Source organism: Sphingomonas sp. IC081 (assembly GCF_006874585.1).
Lineage (GTDB): Bacteria > Pseudomonadota > Alphaproteobacteria > Sphingomonadales > Sphingomonadaceae > Novosphingobium.
Window position 1 is genome coordinate 1 of sequence record NZ_CP029762.1, and the last position, 19,915, is coordinate 19,915.

The window sequence follows — 19,915 nt, forward strand, 5'->3', positions numbered from 1 at the left end:
TGCGGACACCGTCTCGCAAGGCACTCGAATATAGGTTCGCTGAAAGGCAGGGGCACAACGTCCCTGCCTTTTTTCTTGCCTAAGCTCCAGTGGTTTCCCCGGGGAAACAGTTTCCGAGCTCCCCCCCCCCCGCCCAGCGACATTGCTCTGGCATGCACGGGCTTTCCCCGCTCCCTGTTGGCCGAGTTCTTCACAGCCGCAACACCCCGGCGATTTGCCCTCCCCTGCCCGCATCGCCATGATACCCGGGAATCACCCGCTCTCACGAACACCGGCGTTTCCCTGGGGAAACACCGGCACCGCGTTGTGCGGATCAGTGCCGTCCAACCACGTCAAAACGCCAGTCGGAAACCCAACATGAGTCGCCAGAAGCCCGAAGCGGCAACAGAGCAGTTCGACATCTTCCTGCCCTACATCGTCGAGCTTCCGCTGCGCGATCAGCGCGAGATGATGGAACGTCCGTTCTTCAGCCTTGCCAAGTCGAAGCGTGTGAAGCCGATCGACTACACCAGCCCCGACGGCAAGCTCTGGGTCCACGTCAGCGCCAATCCCGACTATGGCATGGCGACGATCTGGGACGCGGACATCCTGATCTACTGCGCCAGCATGCTTGCCGACATGGCAAGGCGGGGAACCAACGATGTGCCCCGCAAGCTCCATCTGATGCCCTACGACCTGCTGCGCGCCATCGGTCGCCCGACCACCGGGCGTGCCTACGAATTGCTCGCTCAGGCCCTGGATCGTCTCGTCTCAACCACCATCAAGACCAACATCCGGGCCGAAAACCGCCGCGAAGCGACCTTTTCCTGGCTCGACGGCTGGACTCAGCTGGTTGACGAAAAGACCGAACGATCGCGCGGAATGACCATCGAGCTATCCAACTGGTTCTGGGAAGGCGTGATGATGAAGGGCGGTGTGCTGTCTATCGACCGCGCCTACTTCGACATCACCGGTGGACGCGAACGCTGGCTCTATCGCGTCGCACGCAAGCACGCCGGCGGGGCAGGGGAGGGCGGTTTTGCCATTTCTATGCCTGTGCTGTTCGAAAAATCCGGTGCCGAAGGGCAGTATCGCCGCTTCAAGTTCGAGATGCTCAAACTGGCGGAGAAGGACGAGCTACCTGGTTATGCGCTCAGCGTCGAAACCGCCAAGGACGGTGAACCGATGCTGCGCATGCGCCGCGTGGACGGCAAAGGCGGCGCAGGAACCGTACTTTCCGAAGGCGCCGCCTCCACGCCCGAGGCCAAGGCGCTATCACCCGTTTCCCCGGGGAAACCCGCAGAGGCTCACAGACAACGTCCTGCGGCCGTATCCCCCAAAACCTCGTCCGCGGCCGCGCTCGGCCAGGTGGGTGATGACGCCGCCATCGATGCCCGCAAGCTCATTCGCTCGACCGTGGCCGGCCTCTCCGATGCGGCCACCCGCGGCTTCATGACCGATGAGACGATCGATCTGCTGCGCCGCGAATGCCCGGGCTGGGATCTCCACGCCCTGCATGCCGATTTCGAACGTTGGGTTTTTGCCAGCTCCGAACGTACTCCGGCGGACTGGCAGCGCGCGTTCATCGGCTGGGTACGTCGGCATCACGCCAAGCACGGTCGCCAGATCCGCGGTTGAGGGCAGGGGGGAGATGCACCGATCCCGCGACCGTTTCAGCCGAACGGCAAAGGGCGTTCCCGAAGTGTCGCGTATTCCCCGCCACCCCGCCAAATCGGCGATGAGCGCTTCAGGCTTCGTTTGCCGATTGAACCTTGTTCGCAAGCGTCCTCATCAAAGTGATTCAACTCAGCCTGCAAAATCGGCGATTTTTCGGGACCTTCGACACTCCGGGAACAGCTTGAGGTGGATCTTCGACCCTTCAGGAACACCCCTTCGACACTCCGGGAACGTTGCTGTCGACACTCCGGGAACACATTCACGACATTTCGGGAACGGCCCTTTTTCGCGACTCATCGGGAAACCTGCGGTTTCAGAAGCAAGCGGGCTCCCTAACCTTGTAACAGATTCCCTAAATAGCTTTCTAACCTCGCAGAAGTCTCAGTCTTATGGAGATTTTTAGATGGGCGCGATGCCCCCGGCACAGCGGCAGACCCACTATCTCACTGCCATCGGCAAGCCTTCAATGAGGCCTGATCCGTCTCCCTCCGCACACAGGCCCTAGCGGATGCCCGCCAGATCGCCTTTTACCAGCCACGATCTCGACACCCTTGCCGCATGCCCAAGGCGTCTTTGGTTAGAACGAAATGTCCAGGCTGAAACGACACAGGTTGCCAAGCCTGCCTTTGCCGGCCACCCGGAACGTGATCAGATCCTGCATGCAGCTCTAGCAGCCACCCCGGAAGGACAGCGGATCTGCGATGGCCCCGACTTGCAAGCGGCCGTAAACGAAACCAACCGCCATCTGGGCCACAACGATCATCGTCCCTTGTTCAACGCGTGCTTCATTGCCGCAGGCCTTGCGGACGCGGTCACCCATGATCCGGCACCCGCCATCACCGTAACCGCCGATATGCTGTTACCTGCAGGAGAAGACAGCTGGATCCTGGTCGAGATTCTGCCAGCCTTGCGCATTCGCGAGCGAAGCCTCGAACGGGTCGCCCACAAGATCGCGGTACTCGAACGCTGCGGCATTGAAATTGCCGGAGCCATTATCCGCACGATCAACCCGGATTTTGTTCTCGAACGCCCGGGGGAATATCGGGGGCTCTTCAGCGACCATCATGTTCTCGGCCGGGTCCGTCACCTCGTGAACGACGTCCCGGGAATACTGAAAGCAGCCCAAGCTGTCATGAAAGAACCCGAGCCGGAATTACCACTAGGCCCCCATTGTACCAACCCGGCACCGTGTCGGTTCCTACCGCACTGCACGGCGCACGCGCCCGGACCGCAATGGCCGGTCACGATCCTCCCGGATGGGGGCTGGAAAAAGTGGAAACGAAAAGGATACGATGATCTGCTTGCTCTGGATGAGCACGAGATAAAGCCGCGCGAGGCGATGATCGTTGCAGCTACCCGATCGGGTAGGCCCTTTCACGACCTCGAGGGCGCTCGTGAAGCAATCGGGCAATGGACCTATCCCCGTGCATGGATCGACTTCGAAGCGGCATCGCCGGCACTTCCGCGGTGGATCGGGACACAGCCATTTCAACAAGTGCCCTTTCAGTTCTCACTGCACCTCGAGCAGGCTGACGGGAGCATTTCGCACCACGAGTATCTATGCTGCGACGGAAGCGATCCGCGAAAGGGATGCGCGCAAGCACTGGTCGCCGCTATTCCCGTCGACGCCACATTGATTGCCTATAATGCCGGTTTCGAACGCAGCGTCCTGCGACGACTCGCGCGCGATGTGCCCGACCATGCGGCGCCCTTGCTGTCCATGGCGGAACGGACAGTCGACTTGCAGCCAGTGGCCCGCAGTTGCTGGTATCATCGGGCGCAACGCGGTTCGTGGTCTATGAAAGCCGTGCTGCCCAGCGTCGCTGATCTTGATTACGACAGATTGGAGGTAAAAGGCGGTGCCATGGCGCAGGACAGGTTTCTGGAAGCCATTGACCCTTCCACCACCCGGGAGCGCCGTCAGGAGATCGAGGCGGCGCTTAGAGCCTATTGCCGGCAGGATACCTGGGCCATGATCCTGCTCGCCCGCCGACTGACTACGGCAGCTTAACGTGGTGGGAGTAGCTCAAACTTGAGATCGGACTGGCGTACAGGCCCGTTCGAGACGCGCGTGAAACGTCTAACTGCTAATCCCCCGCGGGTGGTGAGGCCTTGTCGAGAAGGGCCTCCAGAGCCTTCATGGAAGCTTCAAACTCGTCGAGCGATTGCTGCGAGAATGCAAAGCTCTCTTCGTTCGGTTGCGGCCCCGGCGCTTTCGGCCGACATTCGGCATAGCGATAGAGCATGGTACGGTTGTGTGCCGCCTCCGTAACCAACTGGCCGGACTCGGCAATCGTCGCAAGGATCGTGCGCACACCAAGGCGGGAGGCGCCCAGGACAAGCTCGATCTGGCGGCCGCGCATGGCCCCAAAGCCGGCCAGCATTTCCAGCACCGGACCGGATCTGCCCGTCGAACGGCGGCCGGCACTCCGTTCGGCAATCGTGCTGGCGCGGCGCTCTGCTTCCCATAGCCACTGCTCTAGCTGCCACAAGGCGGATCGCAGCGCGTCGGTGCTCTGCTGTTGCAAGCGGCGCTGCGTATCCCACAGGTCATCATCGCTTGGATCTTGGTTGCACTGTCCATGACCGGGAAAGGAGAGGAAGCCAGGCAGGGGAATGGGCAGCGGCAGGCGCCCAAGCGGCGAGGCCCAGTCCGACGCAAGCCTTGTGCCGACCAGCAAGTCGAGTGCCCATCGGCAATTGGTCGGGGTATCTGCTTCGCGGGCGATACGACCGGATCCGGTCTCGAGAAGTTCGTATCCGCGCTCCTGCTGGCCGAACCGCGTGCTCGCGCCGACGGCTTGCAGGAGCGCCGAGATTGCGTTGAAGGGCAGGTCCTCTGCCTCAACAGGGATCGCCGCGAGCAGTTGATGTGCCTCCTCGATAATCGCATTGATCTCTGCATGGGCGGCAGTGGGCGAGGGGGATGTCATGGCGTCCGGAACATCGGACAGGGCGAGAAACGCACGTTGGATCTTCTCGGCGGCATCGGCGAGGAGGGGCCATGAACTGTGCAAAAGCTCAGTCAATATCGCTTGGCATATGGCCCTGGCAGGGCGTAATCTGTGCTGAGGAAGGTCGGACAGCGTCTTTAGTCCCGCGAACCATTCGTGGAAGCGTTGTTCGGTAAAGGCATGTCCCTCCTGCCGAAGGGCTGCGATCAGGCATTCACGGACGACCCGGAGCCCTAGGATCTGCAGGCAGCCCTGCGAGGCTGTTCGGAGGGCACTTTGAAGGCGGCCGAGATAGAGTGCGGCAAGAACCGCGCCGGACGGGGTTTCGAGAGGTGCAGACATGATGGAAGTCCCGGTTTCTGGGGGTTTTTCCAAGGTGTATAATTAAATGTATATAGCTATACACCTTCTTTGAGCAAAGCAGAAGGCACTATCGATAATGATAGGGGCGGCCTTTAGCCCCCCAACTGCCTTTAGAGAAACCGTTAGGCGGGCGGCACGGTGCGGTGCTTTTTCGCGAAGGCATTTTGCCCGTTTCATACCGTGGCCCGAACGCGGGACAAATGGGTCGCGGTTTGGCCGTCAGCCGGGCAGGGCCTATTCCGAACCGGCGAAATCCCCATGATCATGGGAACCACCGAAGTGTTGGAGGGATTCGTTCAACCCAACCGGAGTTAAGACCGCTGTTCCTAGGCCGCAAACTCATCAACGGACCATCGAGGTGCCCAAATGGCGAACAACTCGGGCCGAAGGTGTCGCCGGGCGGGCTGGTTGCCCATCCAAGGTCGCGTCGGTTCGAGATGGAAGCCGTTTTGGCGTCCCTGCGAGATCTACCTTACGGTGAGCTTCGCTTGATCAAAACGCCCAGCGCCGCGTCGGGAAGTCTTGAAATATCGAAATATTCAAGCGCCTTCCCTCCTGCCGCTGAGCCAGCTTGCCTCAAATCTCGATGGTGCCGCTCATGCGTTTATGACCTAATAGCCGAGCGGCTTGACTTCGCGAATGAGTTCGATGAGGAGCCGCAGCCCCGCTGGTACCTGGCGCCGGCTCGAGTAATAGATGTGATAGCCCGGCCCCATGCAGGACCAGTCTTCCAGCACGAGGCGAAGCTCGCCCCGCTGGAGATAGGGCTGGAAAATGGCCTCGTTTCCATACATGAGGCCCGCACCGGCAACCGCCAGGGGCATCATGGCTCGCCCGCCTCGCACCGTGATGCGGTTGGGAACGGCGATGGCCATGTCGCCGTCGGGGCCTGCAAATTCCCAGTGGTAGACGCGGTCGTCGCCCAGCCTGAAGCCGAGGCAGCGATGCTCGCGCAGGTCTTCGGGTCTTTCGGGCGTGCCATAACGCTCCAGATAGGCAGGCGCGGCCGCGACGCACCAATGCAGGTCTTGCGAGAGGCGCTGCGCAATCATGTCTTCCGGAACGGTGCCGCCGTGACGTATGCCCGCATCGAAGCCTTCTCCGACGATGTCGACCATCCTGTCGGATGCGACGATGTCGATCTCCATGTCGGGATAGCGCTCGAGGAACAACGGCATGACCGGTGCCAGCAGCAGTTCCGCCGCATCGCCAATCACGTTGAGCCGAATGCGCCCGGCCGGGGCATCCCGGAAACGATTGAGGGCTTCGGCAGCGGTTTCGATCATGTCGAACGGTTGCGCGATGACCGAACGGAGTTCCTCGCCCGCCGACGTCAGCGTCACGCTGCGGTTGGTGCGATTGACCAGTCGCACGCCGAGGCGACCTTCCAGGCCCTTGAGCGCGTGGCTCAGCGCCGAGGCGGTGATGCCGAGTTCAAGGCCGGCGAGGCGAAAGTTTCGATGCCGTGCAATGGCGAGGAAGTAGGAGAAATCGGCAAGATCGGTGCGGTTCAACGGCATCGCGGCATCATGTTCGATCCGCGCGATCATCGCAACTCCGGCGTCCGGACAAGTGGGGGCAAGTCCGGGCGGAGCCCTCTCGTCTGCTCCGGCTCGGCCCAGAAAGCCGGGCGATACCGGTCAGGCTCCAAGCCTCCGGGCCAGCGCGAAGGCGGCCAGTGTGGCAGCAACGAGCAGCCCGGCACTGGCGAGGAATTCGACCCGGGCGCCAGCCATGTCGAAAACGACGCCGCCCAGCGTAGCGCCCAGGGTAATGGCAAGCTGGACGATCGCGACCATCAAGCCGCCGCCGGCCTCCGCCTCGTCAGGCAACGTGCGCGCGAGCCAGGTCCACCATGCCACGGGCGCCGCCGTACTTGCAAAGCCCCAGATGGCCAGGAGGATCGCCGTTATCGGGAGCGAGGCGCCGAACGCGGCGAGCAGGGTGGCGGCGGCAGCCATGGCCGCGGGAAGAACGCCGAGCGTCAGGAACAGCACCTGCGCCTGTCCTTGCTGTTGCACTCGCCCGAGTAGGCGGCCGATGACGATCGTGCCCATAAACCCCGATGCTCCGACGATCAGCAGCATCAGCGAAAGCATCGACACGCCGATCTGGGTGATCTGCTCGAGGAAGGGCCGCAGGTAGGTGAACAGCGCGAATTGGCCCGCAAAAAGCAGTGCTACGGTGAGCAGGCCGAATACCAGCGGCGGGCGGCGGAGCAGGCCCACCATGGCACTATCGCTGCGCGCCCTTTCGCCAGGCAAGGGAGGCAGGCTGGCGACCTGCCAGACGATGGCCAGAACCGCGATCGGGACGATGCAGAAAAACGTGCCGCGCCAACCGATCAGGCCGCCCACAAAGCTGCCGATCGGTGCCGCGAGTGTGGAAGCCAGGGCGTTACCGCCGTTGATGATGGCAAGGGCCTTGGGCACATCCTGCGCTGGAACCAGTCGCATTGCGATCGCGGCGGACATCGACCAGAAACCGCCGATCGCGATACCGAGAATGGCGCGGCCGACCATCAGTACCGGATAGCCTGGTGCAAAGGCGACCATGGTGCCGGAAACGACCAGCATGGCGATAAGCGCAAGCAGCACCCGGCGCCGGTCCGCACGGCCGAGCAGCGCCGATATCGTCAGGCTGGCAATGACCGCGAACAGTCCCGATATGGCGATGGCCTGGCCCGCCTGTCCCTCGGTGAGGGCAAGCGTTGCGGCAATCGGGCTGAGCAGGCTGACTGGCAGGAATTCCGATGCCACCAGCACGAAGCTGCACAGCGCCATCGCGTAGACGGCGCTCCATCTGGCCGGAGCGTGGGTGGCAGGATCGCTGCCGGACGTCGCCGTTTGGGCGGTGTTGAAGCTGGCCATGGGCCCTCCGATGTCTGGTGTGGGCGGCGCACCTGTCGGCCTTGGTGCGAACCAAGGGGCCAAAACCGGAGAATCTGCCGGGCAGGGCGTGCGTGGCAGCGGAGCGGGGGGCCTCGGTGCCGCGCCGGGAATTAGGCGGTCGCCGCGGCTGGGGCAATCGGGCCTGTGTTTGATGAGGTAATGAGTAGGGCTCATCGTTTTGGCGTTTGGATGCTTTTGGATCCGGCTATATCTGACCGTAACGTTGAGATTACCTCATCGCCCCATCAAGTCCCCCCAGTCTGTTGGTGATGCTGCCGGGGCGCTATTTCCCGTTGGCACCGGCCTTTCCGCCGGGGTCAAGCGACACCAAGGCACCCTAGATGCAACGCAGAAACGCCGTGAAGCTCAGCGGTGCCGCCGTGCTGGCCCTTGCGGCGGGCAAGGTTCTTCCCGTTCTTCCAGCAAAGGCCCAGACCATGTCCAACCTATGGGACAAGACCTTCCCCCAAAGCACCAGGGTTGACCACCAGAAGCTCCGCTTCCCCAATCGCTATGGCATCACTCTCAGCGGTGACCTCTACCTTCCCCGGGATCGCGCGGGCGAGCCGCTCGCCGCCATCGTGGTGTGTGGACCGTTCGGGGCGGTCAAGGAGCAGGCGTCCGGTCTCTATGCGCAGATCATGGCCGAGCGCGGCTTTGTCACGCTGGCATTCGATCCCTCGTTTACCGGCGAGAGTGGCGGCGAGCCGCGCAACCTCGCCTCGCCCGATATCAATACCGAGGACTTCAGCGCCGCGGTCGATGCGGTCGGCCTGCTGCCGTTCGTCGACCGGGAGCGGATCGGCATGATCGGTATCTGCGGATGGGGCGGCATGGCGCTCAATGCCGCGGCTGCCGACAAGCGCGTCCGGGCGGTTGCCGCCAGCACGATGTACGACATGGGCCGGGTCATGTCGAAGGGGTACAATGACAGCGTCACGCCCGAACAGCGCCGGCAGACGCTGGAGCAACTTGGCCGGCAGCGTTGGGAGGATGCCCAGCGCGGCGCGCCTGCCCATGGCCCGGTCTCGCTCGAACTGAAGGGCGGCGAGCCGCAGTTCGTGGTCGACTATGCCGAATACTACAAGACCCAGCGCGGTTTCCATCCGCGCGCGATCAATTCGAACGCGTCCTGGACGCTGACGACGCCGCTGTCGTTCATGAACATGCCGCTGCTTTCCTATATCCAGGACATCTCGCCGCGACCGATGCTGCTGATCCACGGCGAAAAGGCCCACTCGCGCTATTTCAGCGAGACGGCTTATGCTGCCGCTGCGCAGCCCAAGGAATTGCTGATCGTGCCCGGGGCCAGCCACACCGATCTCTACGACCAGGTGGATGTGATCCCCTTCGACACGCTGGAGGCGTTTTTCCGCCGGCACCTCGCCTGAAGGGGCGCTTCAGCCGCATCCGGCAAAGGCGACGAGATGCCGCCCGCAGGGCTCCTGGCGCAGCGCGATCGGCCGGCCGAGGAAACGCTCGGCCAGTGCGATGGCGGTCAGCAGATGGCCGCTCGGCTTCACCGTGGTGAAGGAGCCGCTGCCGGCCAGGGCAAAGGGCAGCACCAGCTGGTCGGCCAGATAGGGCCCGGCAAAGGCGCTTGAAGAGAGGTACCCCTTCAGGCGCCCCGCTGCCACCCGCGCGACCCGTTCGGCCGGTACGCCCAACTGGCCGAAGCCGCTGGCCAGCTCGGTCACCGCGTCCTTGCGGGCCGCGATCATCAGGATGACGCCGGGGCCCTGGTCGGCGGGAAGTTCGCGCAGGACAAAGGCCTCGTCGGGCCATTCGGCCAGTTCCTTGCGGGCACGCGCGATCATGCGCTCGGCAATGTCGCGCGGGAGTCCGGCAAACAGGACTTGCGCGGTGCCGCCATCGAACGCGCCGCCATCGTGCAGATCCAGCGGCTGCAAGGGCGCCGGGGTGATGTCCACCTCGATCCGTCCGCCGCCGCGCGGGTAGAAACCGTGGCGCACGAGCCGCGCTTCCACTTTCGGGCCCATGCGGTTGACGACCGGCAGGAAAGTGCGCTCGATGAAGTCGAACGGCGGCGCCAGCATGGCGTGCGTGCCGCCCTCCAGCACCAGGCGGGAAGGGGCATCGGCCAGCGCCAGCGGCATCAGCACCGTCTGCAGGACGAGGCCCGTGCTGCCGGCGGTGCCGATGGCGAAGTGGTACTCGCCGGGCCGCACCGTGCCGGGGTGGAATTCGAGTGTGTGCGAACCCACTGCGGCGCCGGTCACCTCCGCCCCGCCGATCCGCGCCGCCGCTTCCACGGCGGTGACGTGCTGGCGCATGAGGCCGGGTTTCGAACGCTGGCCGCGCACATGGGTAATGCGGAAAGGCTTGCCGGTGACCAGCGAGAGCGCGCAGGAATTGCGCACCACCTGCCCGCCGCCTTCACCGTCCGAACCGTCGATCTCGATCATGGTATTCCCTGATATTCCAAAGGGCGCTGCGTGAAGGGGATCACCCCTTCACGCAGACCACCTGTTTTAAGGTGTGGACGATCTCGACGAGGTCGGCCTGGGCCGCCATCACCGCCTCGATCGGCTTGTAGGCGCGCGGCGTCTCGTCGATGACGCCTTCGTCCTTGCGGCATTCGACGCCCGCCGTATCGGCCAGATGCTCTTCCAGCGAGACGAGCTTCTTGGCCTGCGTGCGGCTCATCACCCGGCCCGCCCCGTGCGAGCAGCTGTTAAAGCTCTCCGGGTTGCCGAGCCCGCGCACGATGAACGATTTCGCGCCCATCGAACCCGGGATGATGCCCATGGCGCCCGTCGCCGCGCGCACCGCGCCTTTGCGGGTGACGAGCACGTTCTCGCCGAAGTGGTTCTCCCGCGTCACGTAGTTGTGATGGCAGTTCACCGCTTCCAGTTCGGCCTCGAAGGGCTTGGCGATCCGGCCGCGCAGGGCCGCGATCACGTTGGCCATCATCATCCGCCGGTTGAGCGCGGCGAAGTCCTGCGCCCAGCCCACCGCCTCGACGTAGTCGTCGAAGTGATCGGTCCCTTCCGGGAAGTAGGCGAGGTCCTCGTCCGGCAGGTTGATGTGCCATTTGCGCATGTCCTGCTTGGCCAGCTCGATGAAGAACGTGCCGATGGCGTTGCCCACCCCGCGCGAGCCGGAGTGCAGCATGATCCAGACCCGCGCCTCCTCGTCGAGGCACAGCTCGATGAAGTGGTTGCCCGTCCCCAGCGTGCCCAGGTGCGTGAGGTTGTTGGTGTTCTTCAGGCGCGGATGCTTGTCGCACAGGCGCTCGAAACGCACGGCAAGCGTCGCCCAGGCCTCGACGATGGCGGGCGGCGGCGCGCCCCACGATCCGTGGTCGCGCTGGCCGCGTCCCACCGAGCGCCCGTGCGGCACCGCCTGCTCGATGGCGGAGCGGAGCCCTTCGAGGCTGTCGGGCAGGTCGTGCGCCATCAGCGAGGTGCGTGCCGCCATCATGCCGCAGCCGATGTCGACACCGACCGCCGCCGGGATCACTGCGCCCTTGGTCGGGATCACCGAGCCGACAGTGGCGCCGATGCCGACATGCACGTCGGGCATGGCCGCCACATGGCGGAAGATGAACGGCATCCTTGCCGCGCGGGCGAGTTGCTCGTGCGCCTTCTCGTCCACGGGCACGCCTCGGGTCCACATCTTGATGGGCACGCCGCCTTCGACCTGCCGGAATTCGAAACTGGTGTCGGTCATCGCCGATCTCCTTGAAAATACGTCATAGATGCTGGCGACGAGGTTTGGCGAGACACCCTGAATGCTCAGGCGCGGGGGCGAACCCGCATCTCCCTTCGGGCCTTGCGGGCCTGCGCGGCAGGAACCGCGATGCGGTGCCGGCGAAAAGGCGCTTCACGGCCATGGCGAAAATCCTTCGTCCGGGGAGTGGAGGCGGCCAGCCCATTCCGGCCGCCCCGCTTTCCCGTTTCCTGCTGCCGGGCTGTTCGACAAACCCGACGAGGATGGAATTGCAGGAGGCGTGCCAAATGCCCGGAGGGTTCCGCGAAAAAACTCAAAAACCTCGGAATTTCGCGGATTTCGAGCGGCAATCCATCCGGTTCGGCCACGATCGTTGCCGACGCGGGTCCCGCGATTTGTATATGTCTATATAAGTGGATATATGATTGTATCATGAAGCCGCTTACCGTCATCGGGTTTCTCGGATCCACCCTGGATGCCGCCAAGTTCGGCCCGTCGCGCTGGATGAAGTGGCGCCCATCGGTCGCGCTGACGATGCACGAGGACTTGCGGGTCGATCGTCTGGTCATGATCCATGGCAGTGCCCACCGCCGGCTGGCCGAATACGTCACCGCCGATATTGCCGATGTCTCGCCGGAAACCACGGTGGAGCGCCACGTCATCGATTTCGCCGATGCCTGGGATTTCGAGGAAGTCTACGGCAAGCTGCTGGATTTCACCCGCACCCTGCCGCTGGACCCCGATGCCGAGGATGTGCTGGTCCACATCACCACCGGCACCCATGTCGCCCAGATCTGCCTGTTCCTGCTGACCGAGGCCCATTACCTGCCGGGTCGCCTGCTGCAGACCCAGCCCAGCCGCAGGACCGACGGGACCGCGCCGGGCACCTGGTCGATCATCGACCTCGACCTGTCGCGCTACGATTCCATCGCCACGCGCTTTGCCGAGGATCGCGCGACCGGCACCTCGTTCCTGAAATCCGGGATCGAGACACGCAATGGCGCCTTCAATGCGATGATCGACGAGATCGAGCAGGTCGCCTCGCGCACCCGCGCGCCGATCCTGCTGATGGGGCCGACCGGGGCGGGCAAGAGCCAGCTGGCGCGCCGCATCCACGATCTCAAGAAAGTGAAGCGGCAGGTCGCGGGGCCGTTCGTCGAGGTCAACTGCGCCACCTTGCGCGGCGACAGCGCGATGTCGGCGCTGTTCGGCCACCGCAAGGGCGCCTTCACCGGCGCCGCCTCGGACCGCGCGGGCCTTCTGCGCAGTGCCGACAAGGGCATCCTGTTCCTCGATGAGATCGGCGAACTCGGCCTCGACGAGCAGGCGATGATTCTGCGGGCGATCGAGGACAAGCGGTTCCTGCCGGTCGGTGCCGACAGTGAGGTGGCGAGCGATTTCCAGCTGATCGCGGGCACCAACCGCGATCTTGCCCGCAGCGTTGCGGAAGGCACGTTCCGCGAGGATCTGTTCGCCCGCCTCAACTTGTGGACCTTCGCGCTGCCCGGCCTTGCCCAGCGGCGCGAGGACATCGAGCCCAACCTCGACTACGAGCTTGACCGCCACGCCGAGCGCGAGGGGGAGCGTGTCTCCTTCAACAAGGAGGCGCGCGCCCGCTTCCTTGCCTTTGCCGTATCCCCGGCAGCGCCGTGGAACGGCAATTTCCGCGATCTTGCCGCCAGCGTCACCCGCATGGCGACGTTTGCGCCCAAGGGGCGGATCGACGTGGCGACGGTGGACGGCGAAGTCGCGCGACTGGCGCGGCTGTGGTCCGGGGGGCCGGACGGCGATGATGGGCTGGCGGCAGTGCTCGATCCGTCGCAACTGGCCGCGATCGACCCGTTCGACCGGGTCCAGCTGGCCTATGTCGTGGCGGTATGCCGGGAGAGCTCTTCGCTTTCCGGCGCCGGGCGGCGCCTTTTCGCCGCCTCGCGCGAACGCCGCGCCAGCACCAACGACGCCGACCGCCTGCGCAAGTATCTGGCGCGGTTCGACCTGGACTTTACCGGCTTGCGCTGACCCGTTCCCGGCGGGTGGCACGCCCGATGGCTTGCAAAATGCGTTGGATGAAAACCGGGAGCGGCCGGTCCGGTGCAATCGGATCGGAAATTGCTCTAGAAGGGGGGCTCGCATAGTCGGGGCGCGGATATGGGAAGCCGGTTTGGACAGGATCATCAGCATCTATGCGCCGGGTGAGGCGAGCGTGCCGGTGCGCGGCAGCGGACAGGCCGCGGACCGGCTGGCGCAAGTCGTCGCCCTCGTGCGCGAGCATGGCGGTGCGGTCGATGCCGACTTGCGGTCCGTCCTTGCGGCGCGCGCGCCCGCGAGCCTCAAGGCCCTGGTCAACGACTTTTCCGATTACCGGGCCTTCATCGCCAGGATGGAGGGGCGCATCGATGGGCGCCCGTTGCTGCCCGCCGATCCGGCCGAGGTCCTGGCCTATGTGCAGGATTGCCGGGTGCATGGGCAAAAACCGGCGACCATCCGGCGGCGGCTTGCGTCGCTGCGGGCGCTGCATGGGCTCGCCGGGCTGGCGGACCCGACCGGATCGCCGCAGCTTCGTGCCATGCTCAGGGGGCTGGCGGCGCAGGGCGTAGCGGCGCCTTTGCAGGTCGGCAGCCGCGAGCCGGCATTCACGCTGGAGATCCTTCTGGAGGCCTGCGAGGACACGCCGCCGGGTCTGCGGGATGCGGCCTTGCTGGCGGTGGCCTGCGAGGCGGGCCTGAAGGTCTCGCAGGTCCTTGCGCTGGAGGCGGGGCAGGTGGTCCCCGCTGCCGAAGGGCAAGGCCTGCTGCGGCTGGCGGGCGTACAGGAGCGGGTGCTGACGGGCGAGACCTTCCAGCGCGTCGACCGCTGGTGCCGCGCGGCGGGCATTGCCGAAGGGGCGCTGTTCCGCCGCGTTGCCGTCGTCCGTGCGAAGGGGAGGGAAGGGCGCGGCCCGGTTCCGCTCGCCAAGCTCGCCTGGAATGCGCGCGCCGGCGATGGCCATCTGGGCGAGCGGCAGGCCCGGGCGGCGCGGACCGACTATGTGGTGGGCGAGAACGGGCTGACCGCCGCGGCGGTGCGGGACATCGTGCGCAAGGTGGCGGGCCGTGCCGCCGATCTCGGGCTGGTGGCGCTGCAAGGGCGCGAGCGGGAGGCGGCGATTGCGGCGCTGCGCCTGCAATCGCTGTGGTGCCGGCGCGCGCCGGACGAGACGGTTGGCGGCGATTGAAGGCGAACGGCAAAGGCCGCAACCGGGGGAAGCGGTTGCGGCCTTGTCATTGGGTTTCAGGCGCCGGTTTCAGGAGCCGGATTAAGGGGCGGGTTTGGGGCCTTTCGGCGTCATTCCGGTTTCAGCACGAACCATCCCGAGTATCGCGGTGTCGGGCCGCCTGCTCCCGCGTCGATGCGGTGGAGTTCTAGCCCGTTCGCGGCCACCAGCGCGTCGATGGCCGCCACGATGTCCGGACGCTCTGGCCCATAGCCGTTTCCGGCAAAGATGCAGCCCGGACGGAGCCTTGCGAACCAGTCGGCCAGCAGGGTTTCCGCCGCCGCGCCGCTTTCGTGCAGGCAGGCGTCGACGTGGATGAAGTCGAGCGTTTCGGGATCGAACATCTCGAGCGCATCGGCAAACCCCATGCGGACCAGCGAATTGCGCTCGCGATAGGGATCGAGGTCGAGCAGTGCCTGCTTGTAGCACGCGATCTCGTCGCGGGCGCCTTCACCCTCGCACTCGCTCCAGCCCACGGTGAAGAGATAGCCCGCCTGCCCCTGGTCGAGGACATGCCGCGAGAAGGCACTGGAGGCATCGAGCGCGACCGCGGCGCTGCCGGGCGGGATCAGCCGGGCGACGTCCTCGTGCCGGGCGAAGCGCGCCGCGACATCGCGCAGGCGGCGGTTGATCCGGACGTAGTCCTCGGCATCGGGGACCGTCGGCGCCGCCGCGAGGGGCACCTCGGCGATCGAGGCCGCAAGCGGGGCTGGTGCCGAAGCCGGACCAGCTACCGGAGTGCCCATCATCATGTCGGGTTCGGAGCGGTATTCCTGGCCCTTGATGTAGAAGGTGAGCGCCAGCGTGTTGCGCGCGCGTTCCTGCGGGCCCAGCTCGCCGACACTGTGCCAGCTTTCCTCGCTGCGGACGAAGGAATAGGCGGCGTTGGGCTTGAAGTCGTTGGTCTTGTAGTCCGCGAAGCCCTTCGGCGTGCGGGTGTGGAAGCGGGTGCCGAGATGGCGCTGGCTCTCGTCCGCGGGCAGGTAGAACTGCAATGTGGCGATCTTCGAGGCGGCATCGGGATGGATGCCGATGCGGTAGCCGGGGAAATCGCGGTAGAGCAGCGGCACCGCGACGAGTTCGGGCAGTTCCTCGCCGAACCGGGCGCGCAGGGTCTTGCCGAACTTGTCGACGAGGGCGGCGGCCAGCGCGGGATGGGTGCAGATCTGCGTCATCGCCTGCCAGAACGCACGGTCCTGGGGGGCGATGCGGCCCAGCGTGGCCTCGGTAAGGTCGAGCAGGCGGCGGGTAATGCGCCCGTCGGCGGCAACCGCATCGGGGTGGACGATGGGATCGAGCACATCATCGGCGGGCAGCCGCGCGACGATTTGTGCATAGAGATCGGCGGGGAAGACCTCTTCGAGGTAGATGTTCTCGCTGGGCACGGCGTCGATCGGGGCCTCGGCGATGCGGCCGACGATGCCAGCGACCACGGCGTCGACATCGACAACGACATCGACATCCGCGGGGCTGGGATCCCAGTTCACCGGCACGCTGGTGGCAGGGGCATCGCGGCGGAACAGGTAGTTCAGCACGTCGCGCGTCTGGGGTGTCGCGAACGCGGCGTTCTGTTTCTTGTGCTGGAACTGCAGCCCGGCAGCGGCGAGGATCTCGGTCACTTCATCCACTTGCGCGGCGTCGGTTTCGATCAGTTCGATCGAGACCGACTTGACCTCCTCGCGCGCCAGCATCTGCGCGGCGCCGCGCACGATCGGCAGTTCGATGCCGTCGACGTCGATCTTCACGTGGTTGGGCACCGCCATGCCGAATTCGCCGATCAGGCTGTCGATGTCCTGGCCGACCATGCCCTGGCGGAAGGCGGGAGCGTAAGGATTGCCCCGGAAGTCGAGCGCTTCGCCGAAGCTGCTCATCGAGGTGCCGAAGTCGACGCTGGCCAGGTTCATCGCCGCGATCGCCTTGCGGTCGGTCAGCGCCAGGCAGAGCGGGGTGACGCGGTCCTGCAGGCCGTTGAGGCCGATGTTGATGCACAGCTGGTAGTAGTTGGCGAAATGCGGTTCGAAAGCGTGGACGCGGGTGCCGCGCACCCCGGCATAGACGCTGTAGATGCCGACATTGGCGCCGATGTCCCACAGCGTTTCGCCCGGGCGGAAGCTGTCGATCCACTCGATCGTCTCGGGCTCCTTCTGGAGCAGCGTTTCGTAGCGCCAGCCCGAGCCTTGCGCCATGTAACGGATCTCGCGGCCGCGGGCTTCGAGCCGCCCGACGTTTCCGGCACCGAGCTGCCGGCTTACCTCGCTAAAGAATCCTGCCGTGCCGGCGTTCATGACATGCCTCCAGAAAATCCATCGCCCGCAAGGATGCGGGCCGTCTGAGGATTTATAGACTGGAAACGACCCCGAGCCGGATGCGCGGCCCCGGAAATGCGGGGCCTCGGCATCGCATGACCGGGGCGGGAACTCTGCCCGCCCCGGCCGTGCATCGATCCGGACTGCGGATCAGTACTTGAAGCTGACCGTGCCGATCACCGTACGGCCCGCTGCCTGGTGGGCATAGTGGGTCGAATAGGCCTGGTCGTAGTAGAGCTTGTTGGTGATGTTCAGCGCATTGACGCGCACCGCGATATTGTCGGTGATGTCGTAGCTGGCGTTGGCATCGAAGCGCCAGTAGCTGGGCACGTACGTCGCGCGGGTCTTGACGATGGTGAACACGCCGTTCGTGTAAGTACGGGTGTCCGAGAAGCCGCCGTAGACCTTGTCCATGTAGATGGCGCCGCCGCCCAGGGTGAGCTGCGGTGTCACCTTGTAGTTGGTGAACAGCGTGAAGCTGTTCTTCGGCGTGTTCGGGAAGGCGTGGCCAGTGGCCGCCGCCGGGGCGTAGTACTTGGCCGCCGCGCCGCTCGCATCGGTGCCGGTGGTGGCGGTCAGGCCGGCGTTCAGCACCTTGGAATCCATGTAGGTGTAGCCGCCGAAGACGTTCCATTCCGGCGTGATATTGCCGCTGAAGCCCAGTTCGAAACCGCGAATGCGCTTGGTGCCGACATTGAGCACGCCGCCGTCGGGGTTGGTGGTGCGGGCATTGGTGGTGCGGGTCTGGAACACGTCGAAGCTGAGCGCCAGCGCCTCGCCGAACAGGTTCCACTTGGTGCCCGCTTCATAGCTCGTGGTCTTGGCGACCTTGAGATCGTCGGTGCTGACGCCGGCGGTCGTCAGGCCGTTGTCCTCGCTGCCCTGGGCAAGGAACGAGCCCGGCGGGATCGCCGAAGTGGCGGTCGAGACATAGATCGTGCCGTTGGACATCGGCTTGAACACCAGTCCCGCCTGGTAGGTGAACAGGTCGTCGGTGCGGTGCTGCCAGGTACGGGCGGCGGTGAAGGGCTTGGCGACGGCGGCCGAGGCGTCGGTGTCGTAGTGGTCGTAGCGGCCGCCGATGTTCAGCTTCCAGTGCTCGCCCAGGCTGATCGTGTCGAACAGCGAGGCCGAATAGGTTTCGCTGCTTGCCAGCGTGCGCGAGTTGGCCGGGCCCTTGACGATCGAGCCGGTCCAGCTGTCGTAAGGATTGGGATTGGCGAGATCGGTGCAGATCGCGTTGCTGCCCGAAGTGGCGGTGGCGCAGGTGACCGCGGTGGGCAGCGCGGTGTAGCTGGTGCTATCGGCATAGTAGCTGCCGTAGCCCGATTTCTGCCAGCTGTATTCGAGCGCGGCGGTGAAGCTGTGCTCCAGCACGCCGGTGGCGAACGTGCCCGACAGGTCGAGCTGGTCGACGAGGCCCTGCTGCTTGGAATAGCGCGAGTTCACGCGGCGCGAGACGGTGCCGTAGCTATAGACGTTGCCCTTGGAATCGTCCGGCTGGGTCCAGAGGTACTTCTGGCTCGAATCCGAGAAGCGCGCGCTGTTGCGCAGGGTCAGGCCGTTGTCGAACTCGTGCTGGAAGCGGGCGGTGAACTGGTCGACCGTGGTCTTGCGAAAATCGCGGTCGGCCAGCCCGTAATAGGCATCGCGCGAACGAACCGAAGTGCCGGCGGGCGCGGTCTGGTCATTGGCGCCGGGCTGGTTCGAGATGGTGGTGAGGTAGGGAATGCCGGTGTCGGGCAGTTCGCTGGTATGAAGGTGATACCAGTCGAGCTGCAGGCTGGTCGGGCCGTTCAGGCCGAACGTGATGGACGGCGCCACGCCCCAGCGCTTCTGCCACACCGCATCCCGGCCGGCGACGTCCTGGTCATGCCACATGCCGTTGATGCGCACGCCGATGAAGTCGTTGAGCGGCTGGTTCACGTCGACGGTGATGCGCTTGTAGTCGTCGTTGCCGTAGCTGGCGTCGAGATGGGCGAAGCGGTCGGCCTTGGGGGCCTTGGAGACGAGGTTGATCGAACCGCCGGCATTTCCCGAACCGTTGGTGACGCTGTCCGAACCCTTGGTGACTTCGATGGCTTCCACCGCGAAGGTCTCGCGGCTCTGCGCGGCGATGTCGCGCACGCCGTCGAGATAGGTCGAGGCCTGGCTGTCGCTGCCGCGAATGAACGGACGGTCGCCCAGCGCGTTGCCGCCTTCGCCCGCGCCCATGGTGATGCCCGGTACGGTGCGCAGCGCCTCGGCGAGCGAGGTCGAATTGGTGTCGCTCAAGAGCCGGCTGGAAATGACCGTGATCGAGCGCGGGGTATCGATCAGCGGCGCGGTCGCCTTGGGGCTGGAGAGGGTGTCGACCTTGTAGCCGTCATCGTCGATCGCGGTATCGGACACGGTCATGCCGCCGAGGCGCGCGGGCGCGGCTTCGGTGCTGTCCTGTGCAAGCGCGGGCGCGGCGCTTGTCGCCAGTCCGATGCAGCTCAGCGCGAGATAGGCCTGCGCTGCCGTGGCGGACGAATGACGGAAACGGGAAGTGGACACGGTGCCTCCTTGTTGCAGATGATTATTATTTGCGATGGATGCGCGGATCGCTGGCGAAAATGGCTTTCGATCCACGGAAAACGGGGCAGGAACGGCAGGCGGCAGGAACGGCAGGCGGCAGGTCGCCGCAAGCGCTGCGAGAACGGGCTCAGCGCATGGCGCGGCCGTGGCGTAAAAACACCCTGACGTTCCGGCACGCGGGGCTGGAACCGGCCGTGATCCTCATGTCTGTCCTGCCTGACTCGTTATCTATTGAGAGCG

The 19,915-nt window shown here is 65.0% G+C and carries 12 protein-coding genes; 5 read left to right on the forward strand and 7 right to left on the reverse strand.

Annotation, left to right across the window (positions count from 1 at the left end):
• The first annotated feature begins 357 nt into the window (after nt 1-357).
• On the forward strand, nt 358-1,617 hold the full coding sequence (locus DM450_RS18575; RefSeq protein WP_142638119.1) for a replication initiator protein A: 1,260 nt from the start codon (nt 358-360) through the stop codon (nt 1,615-1,617).
• Between the two features lie 547 nt (nt 1,618-2,164).
• Nucleotides 2,165-3,667 (forward strand): DUF2779 domain-containing protein, encoded by a 1,503-nt coding sequence (locus DM450_RS26310; RefSeq protein WP_260610543.1) that lies wholly within the window; start codon nt 2,165-2,167, stop codon nt 3,665-3,667.
• Between the two features lie 76 nt (nt 3,668-3,743).
• Here DM450_RS26310 and DM450_RS18585 read toward each other — a convergent pair whose 3' ends face one another.
• From DM450_RS18585 to DM450_RS18595, 3 genes are all read right to left on the reverse strand, one after another.
• Nucleotides 3,744-4,952 (reverse strand): hypothetical protein, encoded by a 1,209-nt coding sequence (locus tag DM450_RS18585; RefSeq protein WP_142638121.1) that lies wholly within the window; start codon nt 4,950-4,952, stop codon nt 3,744-3,746.
• A 632-nt stretch (nt 4,953-5,584) separates the two neighbouring features.
• Nucleotides 5,585-6,523, reverse strand: coding sequence for a LysR family transcriptional regulator (locus tag DM450_RS18590; protein WP_260610544.1), 939 nt, complete (start codon nt 6,521-6,523; stop codon nt 5,585-5,587).
• 90 nt (nt 6,524-6,613) lie between these two features.
• On the reverse strand, nt 6,614-7,843 hold the full coding sequence (locus DM450_RS18595; RefSeq protein ID WP_142638123.1) for an MFS transporter: 1,230 nt from the start codon (nt 7,841-7,843) through the stop codon (nt 6,614-6,616).
• Between the two features lie 362 nt (nt 7,844-8,205).
• On the opposite strand from DM450_RS18595, the gene DM450_RS18600 reads away from it, so the two are divergent.
• Nucleotides 8,206-9,255 (forward strand): alpha/beta hydrolase, encoded by a 1,050-nt coding sequence (locus tag DM450_RS18600; RefSeq protein WP_142638124.1) that lies wholly within the window; start codon nt 8,206-8,208, stop codon nt 9,253-9,255.
• A gap of 9 nt (nt 9,256-9,264) precedes the next feature.
• On the opposite strand, the gene rtcA is transcribed toward DM450_RS18600, so the two are convergent.
• Together rtcA and DM450_RS18610 are read right to left on the reverse strand one after the other, a co-directional pair.
• Entirely contained in the window at nt 9,265-10,290 is a 1,026-nt protein-coding gene (gene rtcA / locus DM450_RS18605) for an RNA 3'-terminal phosphate cyclase (RefSeq protein ID WP_142638126.1), read from the reverse strand.
• 40 nt (nt 10,291-10,330) lie between these two features.
• Nucleotides 10,331-11,557 (reverse strand): RtcB family protein, encoded by a 1,227-nt coding sequence (locus DM450_RS18610; protein ID WP_142638128.1) that lies wholly within the window; start codon nt 11,555-11,557, stop codon nt 10,331-10,333.
• Between the two features lie 432 nt (nt 11,558-11,989).
• On the opposite strand from DM450_RS18610, the gene rtcR reads away from it, so the two are divergent.
• Nucleotides 11,990-13,576, forward strand: coding sequence for an RNA repair transcriptional activator RtcR (gene rtcR, locus DM450_RS18615; RefSeq protein ID WP_142638130.1), 1,587 nt, complete (start codon nt 11,990-11,992; stop codon nt 13,574-13,576).
• 142 nt (nt 13,577-13,718) lie between these two features.
• Nucleotides 13,719-14,771, forward strand: coding sequence for an integrase (locus DM450_RS18620; protein ID WP_142638132.1), 1,053 nt, complete (start codon nt 13,719-13,721; stop codon nt 14,769-14,771).
• Nucleotides 14,772-14,881: 110 nt separating this feature from the next.
• On the opposite strand, the gene DM450_RS18625 is transcribed toward DM450_RS18620, so the two are convergent.
• Both DM450_RS18625 and DM450_RS18630 read right to left on the reverse strand, forming a co-directional pair.
• The gene (locus DM450_RS18625) at nt 14,882-17,095 is read right to left on the reverse strand and encodes an FkbM family methyltransferase (RefSeq protein ID WP_142638134.1); all 2,214 of its coding nucleotides are present in this window, start codon (nt 17,093-17,095) and stop codon (nt 14,882-14,884) included.
• 171 nt (nt 17,096-17,266) lie between these two features.
• Entirely contained in the window at nt 17,267-19,654 is a 2,388-nt protein-coding gene (locus tag DM450_RS18630) for a TonB-dependent siderophore receptor (RefSeq protein WP_185928819.1), read from the reverse strand.
• Between the last annotated feature and the right edge of the window lie 261 nt (nt 19,655-19,915).

Bases quoted from the DNA above. Each gene is read 5' to 3' on its own strand.
- DM450_RS18610 (WP_142638128.1), bottom strand. From the start codon at position 11,557: ATGACCGACACCAGTTTCGAATTCCGGCAGGTCGAAGGCGGCGTGCCC.
- DM450_RS18625 (WP_142638134.1), bottom strand. From the start codon at position 17,095: ATGAACGCCGGCACGGCAGGATTCTTTAGCGAGGTAAGCCGGCAGCTC.
- DM450_RS18590 (WP_260610544.1), bottom strand. From the start codon at position 6,523: ATGATCGCGCGGATCGAACATGATGCCGCGATGCCGTTGAACCGCACC.
- DM450_RS18595 (WP_142638123.1), bottom strand. From the start codon at position 7,843: ATGGCCAGCTTCAACACCGCCCAAACGGCGACGTCCGGCAGCGATCCT.
- DM450_RS18585 (WP_142638121.1), bottom strand. From the start codon at position 4,952: ATGTCTGCACCTCTCGAAACCCCGTCCGGCGCGGTTCTTGCCGCACTC.
- DM450_RS18600 (WP_142638124.1), top strand. From the start codon at position 8,206: ATGCAACGCAGAAACGCCGTGAAGCTCAGCGGTGCCGCCGTGCTGGCC.
- DM450_RS18575 (WP_142638119.1), top strand. From the start codon at position 358: ATGAGTCGCCAGAAGCCCGAAGCGGCAACAGAGCAGTTCGACATCTTC.
- DM450_RS26310 (WP_260610543.1), top strand. From the start codon at position 2,165: ATGCCCGCCAGATCGCCTTTTACCAGCCACGATCTCGACACCCTTGCC.
- rtcR (WP_142638130.1), top strand. From the start codon at position 11,990: ATGAAGCCGCTTACCGTCATCGGGTTTCTCGGATCCACCCTGGATGCC.
- rtcA (WP_142638126.1), bottom strand. From the start codon at position 10,290: ATGATCGAGATCGACGGTTCGGACGGTGAAGGCGGCGGGCAGGTGGTG.